Below are 17,432 nucleotides of genomic sequence, written 5' to 3' on the forward strand. Positions count from 1 at the left end.
ATAATTTAACAGAATTATACAAGCCTTTCGGTGATATGTATCACGAAAACCTAAAAATAGTGGGTAACCAAATCCAACAATTTATCATAGGGTACTATTGCCTTGTGTTTTTACTCATGGAAGGAGAATTAAGATGTATTACAACCCTTTTCATTATCCTGTTTATCCTCCCATTCCTGCTTATTACACCTATTCAGTGAATTCTTCATATCCTCGGAGCTATCCACCAGTAGATACAAAAATATTTGTCAAGTCCGTCAAATCGTTCCGTTTACTAATGGAACAAGGAAGTATTTTACTAGATAGATTGAGCGATCCAGGCTTTGCCCATAAAATAATGAGTGCCGCCCAACAAGGGAAACATAGTGAAGTGGACGCGATGATTAAGTCTATCGGATTAAAAGTTCCTGTCATCACGAAGTTTACACCGTCAGGAATTAACTTCATCCTCACTACCCAAGCAGATCAAAATAACCCAATGAGTTGCTGTACATTATCGGTAGCTATGAAATGGGGAAGGTAGCATATTTAGGTGTTATGTAATACAGCCACTACAAATGATACCTACCGCAAATAATCGTAATAGGTTTACTTACAAACTTTCTCGTCAATTAATTCATAGGAAAAACCACATTAGGATTTGTCCTTTATAACCTGGATGAAGGACATTTTCCTTGTTATCTAACTGAATTTTGTCCTTCATAACCTGAATGAAGGACATTTTCCTTGTTATCTAACTGAATTTTGTCCTTCATAACCCGGATGAAGGACATTTTCCTTGTTATCCAACTGAATTTTGTCCTTCATAACAATCAAGTCCATTTAATTGTGTAAAAGTGTCAACAATGGTTTCGACTAATAAAAAAATTAAGTAAGGTGAATTACATTTATTTTGAGTTTACATTGAGAGGCTCACATAATTGCCTAGAGGTGGAGGGCAAGAAAGGTGTTTTTGTTCCTCCATTAGGCAGTTTGGCTCGTAGAACCCTTCTATGCGACCGTAACCCTTCTACATCAAGCAATTCGGGCTCAAAGAACCCTTCTATGCGACCTTAATCCTTCTACATCAAGCAATTCGGGCTCATAGAACCCTTCTATGCGACCGTAATCCTTCTACTTCAAGTAATTAGGGCTCATAGAGTCTGTCTATGCGACCGTAATCCTTCTACTTCAAGTAATTCGGGCTCATAGAGTCTATCTATGCGACCGTAGTCCTTCATAACCCCCAGATGAAGGGCATTTATCTTGATGCACAACCAAGTTTGTTCTTCATAACCCACATTTACACATTTTTCATCTAGGTTAATGCGTTTATATTCACGATTTCCTTATTTGCACTTTCAAGTAAACCGTTTAAATATTCGGTAGGTATTCTAATTTCACCCACAATTACATAAGATGGAATTTATCCTAGGCTTCAATCTCAAATAGGTGTACAATGGAGATTATATTTTATTAAGTTAATAGGATAAAGGAGTATTGCACCATTGAAAGAACACACAAATAAGTTTCAGGAACAATCACTGTTTAGTATTTCGTGGCCACTTTTTATTGAGCTGGCTCTTCATATGGGTATGGGAATTATCGCAACATTTATGTTAAGCCACTATTCGGATACAGCGGCGGCAGGGGTAGGAGTAGCGAACCAACTATTAAACATCTTTATCCTAGTCTTTACCGTGACCTCCATTGGAGCTACCGTCTTAATCAGTCAGAACCTCGGTGCAGGCCGGCTTAAGAATGCAAGACAATTATCTCGTTCTGTATTTGGACTCAATTTTTGGTTTGGGATTACCATTTCTATCATCGTCTTTCTTTTTGGAGAACATCTTTTACTCTTATTCGATATTCACGGGAAAGTTTTCGATTATGGTCATACTTTTGTTCGGATTTGCGGGATCTCCCTCTTTTTTGAATCTATTTCACTCGCATTAAGTGCCGTTTTACGTAGTCACGGCTATACAAAAGAATCCATGTTTGTCACTGTCGCCATGGATCTGATAAGTATCGGGGGGAATATTGCGGCCCTTTCGGGGATTTTCGGTTTACCAATCACGGGTGTAACCGGTGTGTCTTGGGCCATCGTTGCAGCAAGATTTTATGCTGTTTGTGCACTGATATATCTTGTCTATAACCGACTTTCTTTAAAGCTAGAAATACGAGATATTTTTCATGCGAAAAAAGAGGACATAAAAGGACTCCTATCCATTGGTATTCCCTCAGCTGGTGAGAACTTGTCCTATCAATTATCCCAGCTGATCATTACTAGTTTTGTAGTTTCAATGGGAACTTCCTCTTTGGCCGCACGTGTCTATATTTTAAATATTAATATGGTTTGTTTTTTATTTACGTTAGCGATTGCTCAAGGCACACAGCTTCTAGTGGCACGCTACATTGGCGGTAAGCAGTTTAACCGTGCACTCCAGCGCGGCATTCGGACATTAAAAATTGCCATGGTCGCCTCACTCGTTACATCATTAGTAATTGCCTTAATTGGATCCCCTATATTAGAGTCTTTTACAAAAGATTCAAGCATCATAGCGGTAGGTCTGCCTGTTTTATGGGCCATTGTGTTTGTTGAACCAGGAAGAGCGATGAATATAGTCTTGATGAGTTCATTAAAATCTGCTGGGGATGTCCGATTTCCTGTCATCATCGGAATGCTTTCTATGTGGGGAATTGCCGTTTCACTTAGCTACCTGTTTGGAGTTCATTATGGTTTAGGTCTCTTAGGCATTTGGCTTGCTCAAGGAACAGACGAATGGCTGCGCGGTTGTTTTGCTTTAAGGCGATGGCTCATGAAACCGTGGGAGCATAAGCTAATGAGAAGAGTTCCTGTTCAAAGCTAAAAAAGTGGCATCCGATTAAATCGTGATGCCACTTTTTTTATTGCCTATGATTAAATATTGCTCCAAATTGTCAGCTGGTACCGGCCTGCTGAATAAATATCCTTGTCCAATTTCACATGCATTGTTCTTTAAAAACGAAAGCTGTTCTTCCGTTTCAATGCCCTCAGCAATGACGATAAAATTTAAATTCATTCCCATATCAATAATCGTTTTTACCATCATTCCTTGATTTGAATGATAAATGATGTCATCGACAAACGATTTATCGATTTTAATCTTATCGATTGGAAGATGCTTTAAATAACTTAGTGACGAATAACCTGTTCCAAAGTCATCCATCGATAAAAGAACCCCTAGCTCTTTTAATTGATTTAAAATAATCGTAGAGTTCTCTAAATTTTGCATGATACTTTCGGTGATTTCTAATTCTAAATGGTTCGCTTGAAGTCCCACTTCTACTAGGATTGTTGAGATGTATTCAATAAAATGGTCATCCTCAAACTGTCGGACGGAAACATTTACCGCAATAGGGAATTCTTTAAAGCCCGCATTTTCCCAGGCTTTCCTTTGTTTACAGGCCTCCCATAATACCCACTTTCCAATTGGAACAATCAACCCAGTTTCCTCTGCTAATGGAATAAATTCTGAAGGCGCAATAAATCCATGCTCAGGATGATTCCAACGTACTAATGCTTCAATCCCTACAATTTCTCCAGTTGCTAAAGACACTTGCGGTTGATAATGAAGTGTTAATTGGTTCTTCTCCAAAGCTTTTCGTAACCCATTTTCTAACTCCATTTTTCGAATGGAATTCCCATTCAAATTGGAGGAATAGAAACGGAAATTATTTTTTCCACGTTCTTTTGCTTGATACATGGCTGTATCGGCATTTTTAATTAATGTTTCCTCATCTAAACCATCGGAAGGGTAAAGACTGATTCCGATACTAGGAGTAACAAAAAACTCCTGGTTATTTACCTCGATAGGCTTAGAAAACTCATAAAGAATCCGTTGCGCCACTAGTGCAGCCCGCTCTTTATCAATATCTTCAAGTAGGATAATAAATTCATCTCCACCTTGCCTAGAGACCATTCCTTCTTGTTTAACCGTCATCTCTAACCGGTCCGCTACTCTTTGCAGCACAATATCTCCGGTGTTATGTCCCTTTGTGTCATTAATAATCTTAAATCGATCTAAATCTAAAAACAAAACGGCTAGCATCTTATTTTCTTCCTGCTTGTTTAATGCATCGTTAAGATGATGTCTAAACCTATTTCGATTTGGCAGCCCTGTTAGCGTATCATAAAAGGCCATATTTTGGATCGTTGCCTCCGCTCTCTTACGCTCCGTAATATCTCTACCAACTACTTGAACAGCAAACCTACCTTCATAGGAAATCGGAGTCGACGCCATTTCTACATCAATGGTCTCTCCATTCAGTTTTTTTACTTTAAACTCGAGTCTAACCTTTTGCTGTTCGTGTGGATTGCCTCGTACTTTAAAAGCTTCCACAATTTGTGGAGGGACAAACTTTAATGGGGAATGACCAACTAAATCCTCAGGATGCTGGGCACCCACTAACTTCCAACCCGCTTCATTAATATATTCAATTTTTTCATGGTTAACGACAGCAATAATATCTGGAGACATTTCAACTAAACTACGATAACGGTCTTCACTTTCTTTTCGATCTGTTATATCAAATAAAACACTCGTAAAGTCAACAAACTCACCTTTACTATCCATTGTCGGAAACCCTCTGTCCTGAATCCAGCGGACTTCTCCATCTGGGCGAATAATCCGATACACACTTGTAACCGTTTCTCCTAAGGCCAGTTTCTTTCCTCTGTCTTCAATTACCTCTAAATCTTCGGGATAAATGACCTTTCTCCACAGATTTAAATCTTTATAAAAATCAATATATGAATATCCATACAATTTTTCAATACCTGGAGTGATTAGTAGCGTGTCTGATTTTAAATCATGCGACCAAATAGCAACATCAAGTGTATCAAAGATATTTTTTAATTTAAGTTTATTTTGTCGAAGCTCTTCGTCCTTTTTCTCTATTCCTTTTAATGAAAGGAGAAAAATCGGCAGTGCTCCGATGAGGATAATAATAGAAATAATCTTTAGGAATTTAATAGATGGATAGAAAAAAGAAACTGCAATGTCAAGCAGCTCTGAAAAAACGATCAAACTAAAAATGAGTTTCCAATAAGTTGGATCATTTAATTTCCTTGTCCCCAAGTTTGTTCTCTCCCTTATACCATGCGATGGGTCGGAGCCACATGACAATAAATTTAGCCTTTATCTATAAAATAACAAAAATCGACTTATTTAACAATGAAATATCAAATAAAACTGGAAGCGTTTACATTTTTTGTATATAAAAAAAGCTCGATATGGAAATATTTCCTCTTAAACTTGCTGGTTAGGGCTGTTCAACTGTTTGTCATAACATTTCTAACAAACTGTGAACTTATCACTATAGCCATGTTATTTAAATAAAAATGTAATATATTGTAACTATAAAGAACAAAACAAAAAATGAAAGAAGGAATCATTTATGTTTAACAAATTTTTAAGAGAAAACAAAATTGCATCTGTTATCTTAACAGTCTTACGTTTATACCTCGGTTACTCTTGGTTTACTGCAGGATTCCATAAATTAACTGGCGGATTTGACGCTGCTGGATTCTTAAAAGGAGCCATTGCTAACCCGGTAAAAGGTCCAGATGGCGCAGTCGTTTTTGGCTGGTACGTTGACTTCTTGAAACACTTTGCTCTTCCAAACGTCGATGTCTTCAACGTTCTTGTTCCTTGGGGCGAAACATTAATTGGTTTAGGCTTAATCCTTGGATGCTTAACAACTGCCGCTATGTTCTTTGGTCTCGTCATGAACTTCAGCTTCTTCTTAGCTGGCACTGTATCTCACAACCCTAGAGACATCTTCCTTGGCTTCATTATCTTAACAGCTGGCTACAACGCTGGTAAAATCGGTTTAGACCGTTGGGTTGTACCTTTCTTTAGAAAAATGAGTAACAAAACAGCCGCTACTGAAAAATCAAAAGCTACAGTCTAACTGAATAAAAAAGACGATTCGGTATTCGAATCGTCTTTTTTACATCGTTTTATTTCATTCGGTACACTCTTGCCTCATAAGGCTTTAATGTAAATTTTTGATGTGGTTCATGTGGTGATACTTCATAATTGTTTAGCAGCAAGTTATGGTAGTCGAGGGAAACGCCCTGCATCTCTGCAGGCTGTGTAGAAAGATTAGTTATAACTATAATCTTTTCCTCATTTAACGTCCTTGTATAAGCAAAAATTTGAGGATCATCCTTCAAAAGCAATTCATACGTACCATAGGTAAATACTTCGTTGGCTTTCTTTAGATCAATCATCTTCTTATAGAAGTTTAAAACAGAATGTTCGTCGTTTTGTTGCGACACGACATTGATGTCTTTAAAATTCGGATTAACCTTCAACCATGGATTCCCTGTGCTGAAACCAGCATTCTCTGCCGTTGACCATTGCATCGGAGTTCGTGAGTTATCACGGCCAGAGGCCCAAATAATCTCCATGATCTCCTCGTGCGGAACACCCTCTGCCCGCTTGATACGGTACATATTCTTTGCCGACACATCGTCATAATCCTCTATGGAATCAAATTGGACATTAGTCATGCCAATCTCTTGCCCCTGATAGATGAACGGAGTACCCTGCATGAGAAAATACATGGCTCCGAACGCTGTTGCACTCTCACGCCAATATTCCTTATCATTTCCCCAAGTCGAGACTACACGCGGCTTGTCGTGGTTCTCGATGAACAAAGCGTTCCATCCTTTATTTTCTAATCCTTTTTGCCATCGAGACAATACATCCTTAAGCTCTACAATATCCAACTGTTTTTTCGCTTCGGCATCCCATAATGCTAGATGCTCAAATTGGAATACCATATTGAACTTCCCTGTCTTTTCACCAACCCAACGCTCCACATCTTCCACGTCATCAACCGTTACTCCGTTCGCCTCACCGACAGTCATAATGTCATATTTAGCAAACGTCTCTTCCTTTAATTCCTCCAAAAACGTATGAATTCCGTCCACATTCATCATTTTATCGAAGCAAGAGACATATTGGAGCCCTTCAGGATTTGGCATATCCTCTAGGCCCTCTTCCTTTTTAATGTGGCTAATCGCATCGACACGGAAACCATCGATTCCCTTATCGAGCCACCAGTTTACCATTTCATACAGCGCCTTCCGTACCTCTTCATTTTCCCAGTTAAGGTCTGGCTGCTTTTTTGAAAAAATATGCATGAAATACTGATCAGTTTGTTCATCATATTTCCAGGCTGAACCACCAAAAATGCTTTCCCAGTTATTCGGTTCTTTCCCGCCTTTTCCATCACGCCAGATATACCAATCACGCTTTGGATTTTCTTCAGACGCACGGGATTCGATAAACCAAGGATGTTCATCACTCGTATGGTTAATGACTAGATCAAGGATAAGTTTCATCCCACGGCGATGTGTTTCCTCTAAAAGAAGATTAAAATCAGCCATCGTTCCAAACTCTTCCATAATCTCTTGGTAGTCACTGATATCGTAACCATTATCGTCATTAGGCGATTGATACATTGGACTAACCCAGATCACATCAATCCCTAGTTCTTTTAAATAATCTAATTTAGAGATGATGCCCTTGATATCCCCAATCCCGTCTCCATTGGAATCCATGAAGCTTCGAGGATAAATCTGATAGGCAACAGCTTCTTTCCACCATAATTTATTCATGTAAAATCCTCACTGACTCTTTTTATGTTTGTCATTTCACATTCAATCCAAAGCTATTTTTTCACCGCGCACGACTTACGTTCAATTAGCTTTGTTGGAATCGTGATTCTCTTTGGCAACGTATCAGGATTCTCGATTTTTTCTATTAAACATTCTGTTGCCAAATGACCTAATTGAAATGTGCCAATATCCACCGAAGTTAGTGGAGGCTTAGAATGTTCAGATAGCGAGAGATTATTAAAGCCTACGATTGAAATATCTTCAGGCACTCTGATGTTTAATTTTTCTAAATGACTGATGATTTCATACGCCATTAAATCATCCTGTGTTACCAATGCTGTAGGAGGAGCATCAAGCTTCATCAAAGAACAAATGGCATCTATTCCTTGTTCATTGACTAACTCTTCATTAACGAGATAAGCCTCATTTACTGTAAGTCCAGCTTCCTTAAGAGCCAACTTATATCCATTAATCCGGTCAATAGTAACCACAAAATCCGGATTTATTCCAACGTAAGCAATATTCGTATGACCGTGTTCAATTAAGTAGTTGGTTACCTGTTTGCTAATAAAAATATTGTCATTATCAACATACGTAATTCTCTCTTCATTCACGCTTGGCCGACCCACTACCGCAAAAGGAAAGCCGATTTCCTCCAGGTAGTTCATGGTCCGGTCATTGACACGAGAGTATAACAGAAGGATTCCATCGACACGTCTACCCATAACCATGGACAGGACTTCTTCGTGAATTTCTTCCTCAGTGGACCCCGTTGAAAGATAAATACCGTATTTACTTTCATGGGCATGCATACTGATTCCTCTTAATACTTCAGGGAAGAATGGGTTTCGAAAGGCATGGTAGGCCGAATTCGGCATTATGACGCCAATGGTTTGAGTGCTTTTAGCAACCAAGCTACGCGCTTGCAAATTAGGATAGTACCCTAATTGTTCCATCACTTCTTTTACACGTCTCTTTGTTTGTTCGCTTATTCGCGGGTTATTGGCAATTACCCTTGAAACCGTCGAAGGCGCCACATTTGCTTCCCTTGCCACATCCTTAATTGTAACCACCATTACTTCCCCCTAATACCAATAAATTGCTCGTTTCTCTACTATATTATAAGGTAGAAATTATTTAACCGCGCCTTCAGAAATACCTTTGATAATTTCCCTTTGTGCAAAGAAGTACGCAATAATTACTGGAATAATAGCAATCGTTAATCCAGCAAGTGCTAAATGCCATTGCTTTGTATACTCACCGAAGAAGAAGAACATTTTCAATGGAATAGTTTCCATTCCTTCTTGGTTAATAACAAGAGATGGAAGTAAGTAGTCATTCCAAATCCAAATGGTATTCAATATGGCAACTGTAACAGTAATTGGCTTTAACATAGGGAAAATAATGTGCCAAAAAATTTGGAAACGATTAGCCCCATCAATGGTTGCAGCTTCATCCAAGGATTTTGGGATTCCGCTCAATGTACCATGGTACAGGAAGATGGAAAGACTCGCACCAAAGCCTAAATACATAAAGATAATTCCAGAACGATTAAGCAGTTCTATTTTTCCAAAAATCGTCACTAATGGAATCATAACGGATTGGAAAGGAATTAACATCGCTGCAACAAACATGAAGAATATAATGGTACTTATTTTGCTTTTATTTCTTGAAAGAGCGTAGGCAGCCATAGACGAGAAAATAATGATGATACCTACACTAACTACCGTAATAATCAGTGAATTCATAAATGTTTTTAGGAAGGTAAGTTCATTAAATGCTTCAACATAGTTATCAAAAGTAAATACTTCTGGTAATTTTAATGTGTCTGAGAAGATCTCCCTCTTTGTTTTAAAGGAGTTGACAATCATTAAGTAAAAAGGAGAAAGCCATAACAGACCTAATAACAAACCAAGGATTTCGAGCGGCAATTTATATTTTCTTCCCATTACATTTCTACCTCCCTTTTCTTGTTGATGTACACTTGTGTTAAGGAAATAGCAGCAACGATGATAAAGAAGATAACTGCTTTTGCCTGAGCATAAGCCATTTCACTTTCACCAAATGCCGTTTTAAAAATCTCCATTGCGACCATTTGCGTGGAATTGTAAGGCCCACCGCCTGTTAATGATAAGTTTTGGTCGTAAAGCTTGAAAGTATTCGATAATGTTAAGAACAAACTAACTGTAAATGCAGGAGCAACTAACGGGAATACGATAAAGCGTAGACGCTGGAGTGAACTAGCGCCATCTATTTCAGCAGCTTCAATCAGCTCTGTCGGTACACCTTCTAAGTAAGAAATATAGATTACCATGATATATCCGGCCATCTGCCAGCTCATTAGGATCACTAAGCCCCAAAAACCAGTGTTTGTAGTAGAAAGCCATCCTTGTAAGTTTTCGATTCCAAACAATTCTCCAACACCGGCAAATACCTTAATAAAAATAAACTGCCAGATAAAACCTAGAATCAGACCACCAATTAGGTTTGGCATGAAGAAGATTGTACGTAGGAACTTACTTGTTTTAATTTTTGATGTCACGATAAGTGCTAAGGCTAAACCAAAGAAGTTAATTAAAATAATGGAAACGACAGTAAACTTTACTGTAAACCATAATGAATCTAAGAATTCCTTGTCTTTAAAGACATTAATATAATTCTCGAAGCCTATAAAGCCGCCCACTTCAATACCATTCCAGTCTGTAAATGAATAGTAGACTCCAAAGAGCAATGGAATGATAACAACCATAGATAATGCTAATAGAACTGGGGCTAAAAATAACCAATATGATAATTCCCGCGTACGCATCATGGTAAAAAAACCTCCAATGTGTTTTGTATTTTTTCTAAGTTAGTAATGATTGAAAGAAAAGGGGCTGATCGATAAGTAAAGCCTAACTACTAAAGTTACCCCTTATGAACCAGCCGCTTGTCTCTCTGCTAATTTATAATGGGTCCTGCTTTTATCAAGTAGGACCCATTATCTTTGTTCATAAGGGATTATTTATTACGTGCTTTTTCCCAAGCTTCTTTTGAAGTTTTCACTACGTCATCCCATTTAGCTTCTTTGCTCAAATATTTTTGGATTTGAACACCAAGTGTATCTTGTCCCCAGCCAGTTGGGTAGCCCATGAATGTCCAGCCGATTGTCTTGCCATCTTGAGCATATTGATAAATTTCTTTTGAAAGTGGATCACTGATTTTTGATGCATCAAAGCCATCATAAGCAGGGATAAATTTGAAGTCGTTGATAACGATTTCTTTACCTTCGTCAGATGTATATAACCAGTCTAAAAATTTCTTAGCTTCAGCTTGTGTAGCTTTGTCTTTGTTGCTGTTTACGCCCCAGTACATTGGGATACCAACAGGAATGGCATCTTCTTTGTAGCCTTCAACAGGGATTGGTAATAAACCAATGTTCTTATCAGCGAAATCTTTGTCGATACCAGCGATTGAACCATATGCCCAGTTACCTTGTTGAATCATGGCTACTTTTTGAAGAGAGAATAATTCTTCAACTTGTTGAGCATAGTCAAGGCTTACAGTTGGTTGAACAGAGTAGTTGTTTTGAAGATCAAGGACCTTCTTGAACGCATCACCATATTTGAAGTCAACTTTCTTTGCACTGAATGCATTTAGAACGTTGTTATCAAATTCTGGAGCTAAGAATGCATTGGATAAGTGTAAGCCAGTTACCCAAGTTTCTTTACCAGGAAGGGCAAATACTGCTTTTAGACCAAGGTCACCCTTTTTAGAATCTAAAGTTTTTACAGCCTTTTCAAGGTCTGCATAGCTCTTGATTGATGTTGGATCAATGCCAGCCTTTTCAAATATTGCTTTGTTATAGATGAAGCCGTAACCTTCTTGGTTGTATGGTAATCCTAAAACTTTGCCATCTTTAGTTACCCCATCAAGGGTTCCTTTTAATGCCTTTTTAGAAGCTTCTGTATCAGAAAGGTCAGCTAATTTCTTTTGCCAATCTTCCACATCTTGTGGTCCACCGATGTTGTAGATTGCCGGCTCTTTACCTGAAGCAAATTTAGATTTTAAAGCAGCACCATAATCTTCACCGCCACCAACAGTTGTGATGTTGATATTTACTCCTTTGTGTGCTGCTTCATATTTCTTTGCAGCATCTTCAAATTGCTTTTTGAATTCTACTTTAAATTGGAATACATCAAGTGTTACATTTCCACCTTTTGACTCTTCTTTAGCTCCGCCATCTTTATCAGCGTTACCACAGCCTGTTAAAAGGAGACTTAATGAAAGAAGCCCAGCTCCAATTCCAGAAAATAATTTTTTCTTATTCATGATTTACCCCCATACTGAAAAATTTTGTAAAGCGTGTTGTTTCTGTGCAAAGTAAGAAAACATAGATGCATGTATTTTGTTCTATTTCGAACATTCTATTCTAGATGACTTAAATATATTTGATATCATACTAGTAATAGTTTAAGCGTGCAATCGTTTGCACTTACTTTTAAATAAAAAACTATTTTAGTATGTTGGTTTAAGTATCTAAGTTAGCATTCGAAATGTAGTAAAACTTTGCTATCTAAGAAAACGTTTGCACATTATAGCAGAAAAACTGTAAAAAAATCGTTATTCCTCAATAAAAATTCTACTTACTTTACAGTTAATATCTACTAATACCCCCTATACATTTTGTATATCGTTAGCGAAAACGTTTGCACTAATCGATAGATTCATAGTAGCACTTTTAAAATGTATGCGCAATCATTTTTTAATTTTTTTTATGGGGACAGTCCCCCGCCGCTTTAAAGCAGCGGGGGACTGTCCCTTTAATTTGTTAGAACTCTTACCTCATATGGACGAAGTGTATCTGATGTTCCCGCTTCATAGTTGGAGAGAATCATTTGGGAATTTGTTATGCTATTGACTAACTTTTCCTCGTTAATCTCTACCTCTTCCCCACTAAAATTACTTAAAACCAAGAGGCGTTCATCATTCAAGTTTCTTTCATATGCAAAGATTGATGGGTGATCTTTGAGTAACAATTGAAAATCGCCTTCTACGATAATATCCATTTCCTTACGAAGGGAAATAAGCTTTTGATAAAAATAGAAGATAGACTTTGGATCTTCTATCGTACTTTTCACATTGATTTCTTTGTATCTTGGATTGGATTTAATCCATGGCGTTCCTGTTGTAAACCCTCCGTGCTCTGATGCATCCCATTGTACAGGTGTTCTTGCATTGTCTCTTCCTTTCGCGTAGATGGAAGTCATAATATCATCATGCGTATAGCCTAAAGCTGAACGTTCCTTGTACATATTTAGGGTCTCAATATCACGGTAATCATCTAAGGAATCAAACTTCACATTCGTCATACCGATTTCTTCACCTTGATAAATATATGGGGTCCCTTGCATGAAATGAAGACAGGCTGCTAACATTTTTGCTGACTCCACGCGGTATTCCTGGTCATTACCAAAACGAGAGACAATCCTTGGCTGATCATGGTTATTCCAATATAAACTGTTCCAACCTTTGTTATGAAGTCCTACTTGCCACTTTGCTAAGTTTTCCTTTAAGTCCACGAGATTGAGCGGTTTTAAGTTCCACTTACCACCGGGGGCACTATCTAAATCCATATGCTCGAACGTAAAGATCATATTAACTTCATTTCGTTCAGGATTGGTATAAAGAATGGCATCTTCTGGTGTGGTTCCAGGCATTTCCCCCACCGTCATAATCGGATAATGCGTTAAAACTTCCTGATTCATTTCCTTTAGAAATTCATGAATTCTAGGACCATTCATGTAAAAAGGGCTGCCATCACCATAGAATTGACCTTCCCCTTGCACACCATCAGGTAAACCTGGCTGTTTTGAAATCATATTGATTACGTCCATTCGGAAGCCATCGATTCCTTTATCAAGCCAAAATCTCATCATGCGGTAAACTTCCTCACGTAAGGCTGGATGTTCCCAGTTAAGATCAGGTTGTTTTTTCGCAAATAAATGCAAGTAATATTCCTTGGTGGCTTCATCATAATCCCATGCAGGACCGCTGAAAAATGATCCCCAATTGTTCGGTTCTTTCCCGTCTTTACCCTCACGCCAGATATAATAGTCGCGGTATGGATTGTCTTTCGATTGTTTCGATTGAACAAACCATTCATGCTCATCAGATGTGTGGTTAACAACGAGGTCCATGACTAATTTCATGTCACGTTTATGTACTTCTTCAAGCATCTGGTCAAAATCGGCCATGGTGCCGAACTCTTCCATGATTTTTTGATAATCACGGATATCATAGCCATTATCATCATTCGGTGAATCGTACACAGGGCTTAACCAGATGACATCCACACCAAGCAACTTCAAGTAATCCAGTTTTTGAATAATCCCTTGGATGTCGCCGATTCCATCTCCATTCGAATCCATAAAGCTTCTTGGGTATATTTGATAAACAACGCTTTTCTTCCACCATTGGTCATTTGTTTTCAATTGGAATCCTCCTCACTATAAACAACCACACTATACCATAAAAAATGAAAGGGGTTAATTTTTACTATTACTCTTCATTGAACTTGCCTGTTAATTTCCGCTCCAGGCACGAGCGGTTCGTGGGTGTTTCGGCGCAAGCGCCTGCGGGGTCTCCCCTGAACCATACTCCCATAGGAGTCTTCGTGCCTTCCGCTCCAATCAACAGGGTGTAAAAATCAACAATGTTCTTTAACATAGCCAATAATATAAAAAATCCTCACCCTGGTTAAGTACAGGTAAGGATTTTTGTTAATTCGCAAATTAATTAGTCGCGGTCAGGACTGTTTACCATTATGCCAGCAACCTGCGTTAAACGATCATAAAAGGCTAGTCCTGCTGGGTTTTGATCGAGTCCAATTTCCTGAAAGGCTTCTCTCATACAGCGTAGCCAACAGACTGCTCTTCTTGGGGTTACTTCAAATGGTAAATGCCGTTCTCTCATGGCAGGTGGTCCAAATTCCTGGCTGTATAAAGCAGGACCTCCTAAAAATTGTGGAAGAAACATTCTCTGCTTTCGCTTAATTTCTTCCATGTCCCCTTCAAATAAAGGTCTTAATTCCGGGTCTGCATATACTCGTGGATAAAAGGCATTAACTAGTTTGTCAATGGTCTCTTGTCCACCAATTTCACTATATAGAGATTTAAAGTTATAATCCAATTCCTTCACCATCCATCCTTTATTTTTCCCCTATTTCAGATAATTATAAAGCTTTCTTGAATGGTATTTTGTGATTTACATCACGGAATAGATAAAATTACATCAATTTCCAGAAGAGTCTTTGTCCACTTTAGGCGCAACTAATTCCACTTTTATTCGATCAGGGTCTTCAAAGAATACTGCATAATGTGAATCTCCCCCTGCGAACGGGTGTCGATCCTGATACAAAATAGGTATACCTTTTTCCTTCAATTGATCAGTCATCCAGTCTACTTGCTCTTTGGATTCTGCATGAAATGCAAGATGATTTAAACCAACCCTTGAACGGTGGTAAGGGACATCCATGAATCTCTTTTCCACTTGCACAAATACAAGATAGGTATCTCCGTATTTCCAACTAATACCTGAATCCCATTTCTGATACTTTTCATATCCTAATTCAGTTAAAAACCATCCCCAAAATTCAGTTGTTTTTGATAGATTCGAAACATAGATCTCTAAATGGTGCAGAATGATGTTTTCCCCCTTTATTTTCTGATATTTTAGGGCCTCTTACTGTAGAAAAACATTTATTCTATTATTTTATCATTTATTATTTGCGATTTTGATGAGTTTATTTGCGATAACGAATGGTTTATTTTCTTAAAGTAGCAGTTTATTTGCGAAAAAAGCCAGTTTATTTGCGAACACAGAAAAAGCCGACTTAATAGTCAGCTTATTTAGTGAATATTTTCTGAATAAGCGATTTTGGTTTCTTTCTCAATTTTTCAATTATACTTTGGAATCCATACATGATGACTGATTTAATGAAAAATAAAAGCCCCATTTGATAGTGCTTCATGCTAACAAGTGAAACAATCCCCATTCTTCTTAACGCAATCATCCCCGGAAAGGCAAAAAGGGTGTCAAGAATAAGGTTCAATAGTAAGTATCGGAAAAAGTTTCCGAATGTGAATTTTAATATCCATAATGATCCCACAAAAAATGGCCCTATCATAAAGGGAAGTTCGCCCATTGTTTTTGGAATGAGTTTTTCATAAAATCTCCACCATAGCCGCTTTTTCGAAAAATAACTCTCAAAAATGACCCAAACGAAGATAAACAAAGCACCCGGGTAAAATCTCTTGAAGGACCGCTTTCCTAGGAGTGGCAGTGATAACCAGGGTATTAGCATCATTGCAAGTAAAAACATTTTATTTTGTTTCATAATAATACGCCATTCCTTTTTTTCTTTTTATCATGCACGGATTTTTAATATTTATGTAAAAATTTCCTGTAATTATTTTTGAATAGCGTGGCACAAAAAATGGGCCTTTTAATTTATGTACAGATTAGCCTTGGACTTCACGTGGAATTGACGAGTAATTCAATTTATATTAATATATTAATTTGCCTGTAAGTTATGTGGTTCGAGAACCTCCCACACAAAAAAACTAAGGAGCTAATTATATATGAAAATTAATACAATTGTCGTAAACGGTATTGTAGCAGCATTGTACATTGCAGTCTCTGCTTTAATCCAGCCGTTTGGATTTACCCAAGTTCAGTTTCGTGTTTCCGAGATGTTCAATCATCTAGTTGTTTTTAACAAAAAATATATCTATGGAATTGTTCTTGGTGTGTTTTTAACAAATTTGTTCTTTTCACCGATGAAGGCCTATGACCTTATTTTCGGTGTCGGTCAATCCGTAATTGCCTTGTTAATCACGATTGCCTCTGCAAAATATATCAAAGGCTTATGGACACGTATGATCGTGAATACACTTGTCTTCACGTTAACGATGTTTTTGATTGCTCTTGAGCTGCATTTAGCATTTGACCTACCATTTATGTTCACTTGGTTAACAACCGCAGTTGGTGAATTTGTGGTTATGGCTGTGGGTATGCCAGTGATGTATGTAATTAATAAGCGTGTTCGATTTGATAAAATCGTCTAAACAAAAAAAGAGTTGCTGCAAACGCAGTGACTCTTTTTTGAATTAATTCATAGAATTATCATCTAATCTGTAAAAAAGAATACCATTCTGCCCGTACCAAAATTCAATCGATTGATGGTTCTTCTGATCTACGTAACCTAGTATATCTGCCCCTTGCTCAGTACGTTCATAAAAATTCTCTCCATAAGCCTTTTTCGCTTTTGATATTGAATCCCCAACTTCAATTCCTTTTGCGGTAGGTATCCCTGAGCTTTCTACGATAAAGCGAAAAATACCGCCCTGTTCATTCGTAGCAATCTCTAGTCCATCCTGAATTTTGTAATATCTAAAAGTCTCTGTGTCTCTACTTTTATGCTTCTGTTCTCCATAAAAACTAATAAACCGATCTGAATGAATATCATCAAATAGATAGAATCCATTAATATTCTCATTATGTAGGTCGGTATGTTCCGTAAACTGATGATGAAAGGAACGAGGAAAATGTGGTTTTGACAATAAAAATATTGAACTTATAAAAAGGATAAACACAATAATTATTACTATACTCTTACTCACAATTATTCCCCCTCAGAAGCATAGAAACTCTATGTATATTTAAATCATAATACATAGTAGTTCTATGCACAAGTGTTTATTTTCTAAAATAATCCAATTCGAGTTGCTTTTATTTGGTA

General features: G+C 37.7%; 15 protein-coding genes and 1 riboswitch. Of the genes, 4 read left to right on the top strand and 11 right to left on the bottom strand.

Annotated features, from left to right (window positions below; genetic code table 11):
- The first annotated feature begins 133 nt into the window (after nt 1-133).
- Entirely contained in the window at nt 134-523 is a 390-nt protein-coding gene (locus RCG25_RS22385) for a YuzC family spore coat inner layer protein (protein WP_308081022.1), read from the top strand.
- A 964-nt stretch (nt 524-1,487) separates the two neighbouring features.
- Entirely contained in the window at nt 1,488-2,849 is a 1,362-nt protein-coding gene (locus tag RCG25_RS22390) for an MATE family efflux transporter (RefSeq protein ID WP_308081023.1), read from the top strand.
- Nucleotides 2,850-2,864: 15 nt separating this feature from the next.
- Here RCG25_RS22390 and RCG25_RS22395 read toward each other — a convergent pair whose 3' ends face one another.
- Nucleotides 2,865-5,099 carry a sensor domain-containing protein gene (locus RCG25_RS22395; protein ID WP_308081024.1) on the bottom strand — a complete coding sequence of 745 codons (2,235 nt, stop codon included), beginning with the start codon at nt 5,097-5,099 and terminating at the stop codon, nt 2,865-2,867.
- Nucleotides 5,100-5,418: 319 nt separating this feature from the next.
- Between RCG25_RS22395 and RCG25_RS22400 the strand changes: the two genes are divergently transcribed.
- Nucleotides 5,419-5,934, top strand: coding sequence for a DoxX family protein (locus RCG25_RS22400; protein ID WP_308081025.1), 516 nt, complete (start codon nt 5,419-5,421; stop codon nt 5,932-5,934).
- Nucleotides 5,935-5,983: 49 nt separating this feature from the next.
- Here RCG25_RS22400 and RCG25_RS22405 read toward each other — a convergent pair whose 3' ends face one another.
- From RCG25_RS22405 to RCG25_RS22445, 9 genes are all read right to left on the bottom strand, one after another.
- Nucleotides 5,984-7,651 carry a glycoside hydrolase family 13 protein gene (locus RCG25_RS22405; RefSeq protein WP_308081026.1) on the bottom strand — a complete coding sequence of 556 codons (1,668 nt, stop codon included), beginning with the start codon at nt 7,649-7,651 and terminating at the stop codon, nt 5,984-5,986.
- A 53-nt stretch (nt 7,652-7,704) separates the two neighbouring features.
- Nucleotides 7,705-8,727, bottom strand: a complete 1,023-nt coding sequence (locus tag RCG25_RS22410; protein ID WP_308081027.1) for a LacI family DNA-binding transcriptional regulator — start codon at nt 8,725-8,727, stop codon at nt 7,705-7,707.
- A 57-nt stretch (nt 8,728-8,784) separates the two neighbouring features.
- Nucleotides 8,785-9,600, bottom strand: a complete 816-nt coding sequence (locus RCG25_RS22415; protein WP_308081028.1) for a carbohydrate ABC transporter permease — start codon at nt 9,598-9,600, stop codon at nt 8,785-8,787.
- Nucleotides 9,600-10,460, bottom strand: a complete 861-nt coding sequence (locus tag RCG25_RS22420; protein ID WP_308084253.1) for a carbohydrate ABC transporter permease — start codon at nt 10,458-10,460, stop codon at nt 9,600-9,602. The genes RCG25_RS22415 and RCG25_RS22420 overlap by 1 nt, the downstream gene beginning before the upstream one ends.
- Nucleotides 10,461-10,651: 191 nt before the next feature.
- Entirely contained in the window at nt 10,652-11,962 is a 1,311-nt protein-coding gene (locus RCG25_RS22425) for an ABC transporter substrate-binding protein (RefSeq protein ID WP_308081029.1), read from the bottom strand.
- 491 nt (nt 11,963-12,453) lie between these two features.
- On the bottom strand, nt 12,454-14,124 hold the full coding sequence (locus RCG25_RS22430) for a glycoside hydrolase family 13 protein (RefSeq protein ID WP_308081030.1): 1,671 nt from the start codon (nt 14,122-14,124) through the stop codon (nt 12,454-12,456).
- A gap of 304 nt (nt 14,125-14,428) precedes the next feature.
- On the bottom strand, nt 14,429-14,833 hold the full coding sequence (locus RCG25_RS22435) for a globin domain-containing protein (protein ID WP_308081031.1): 405 nt from the start codon (nt 14,831-14,833) through the stop codon (nt 14,429-14,431).
- Nucleotides 14,834-14,923: 90 nt separating this feature from the next.
- Complete coding sequence (locus RCG25_RS22440; protein ID WP_374121093.1) at nt 14,924-15,334, bottom strand: VOC family protein; 411 nt, start codon at nt 15,332-15,334, stop codon at nt 14,924-14,926.
- Between the two features lie 202 nt (nt 15,335-15,536).
- Entirely contained in the window at nt 15,537-16,028 is a 492-nt protein-coding gene (locus RCG25_RS22445; RefSeq protein WP_308081033.1) for a hypothetical protein, read from the bottom strand.
- Between the two features lie 191 nt (nt 16,029-16,219).
- Nucleotides 16,220-16,264, top strand: a riboswitch (PreQ1 riboswitch).
- Between the two features lie 8 nt (nt 16,265-16,272).
- Between RCG25_RS22445 and RCG25_RS22450 the strand changes: the two genes are divergently transcribed.
- Nucleotides 16,273-16,758: a QueT transporter family protein gene (locus RCG25_RS22450; RefSeq protein ID WP_308081034.1), complete on the top strand. Its 486-nt coding sequence runs from the start codon at nt 16,273-16,275 to the stop codon at nt 16,756-16,758.
- A 42-nt stretch (nt 16,759-16,800) separates the two neighbouring features.
- Here RCG25_RS22450 and RCG25_RS22455 read toward each other — a convergent pair whose 3' ends face one another.
- Nucleotides 16,801-17,313, bottom strand: coding sequence for a hypothetical protein (locus tag RCG25_RS22455; RefSeq protein WP_308081035.1), 513 nt, complete (start codon nt 17,311-17,313; stop codon nt 16,801-16,803).
- Nucleotides 17,314-17,432 lie beyond the last annotated feature (119 nt).

Origin of the sequence: Neobacillus sp. PS2-9 (assembly GCF_030915525.1) — a bacterium.
In the GTDB taxonomy this organism is placed as follows: domain Bacteria; phylum Bacillota; class Bacilli; order Bacillales; family Cytobacillaceae; genus Neobacillus.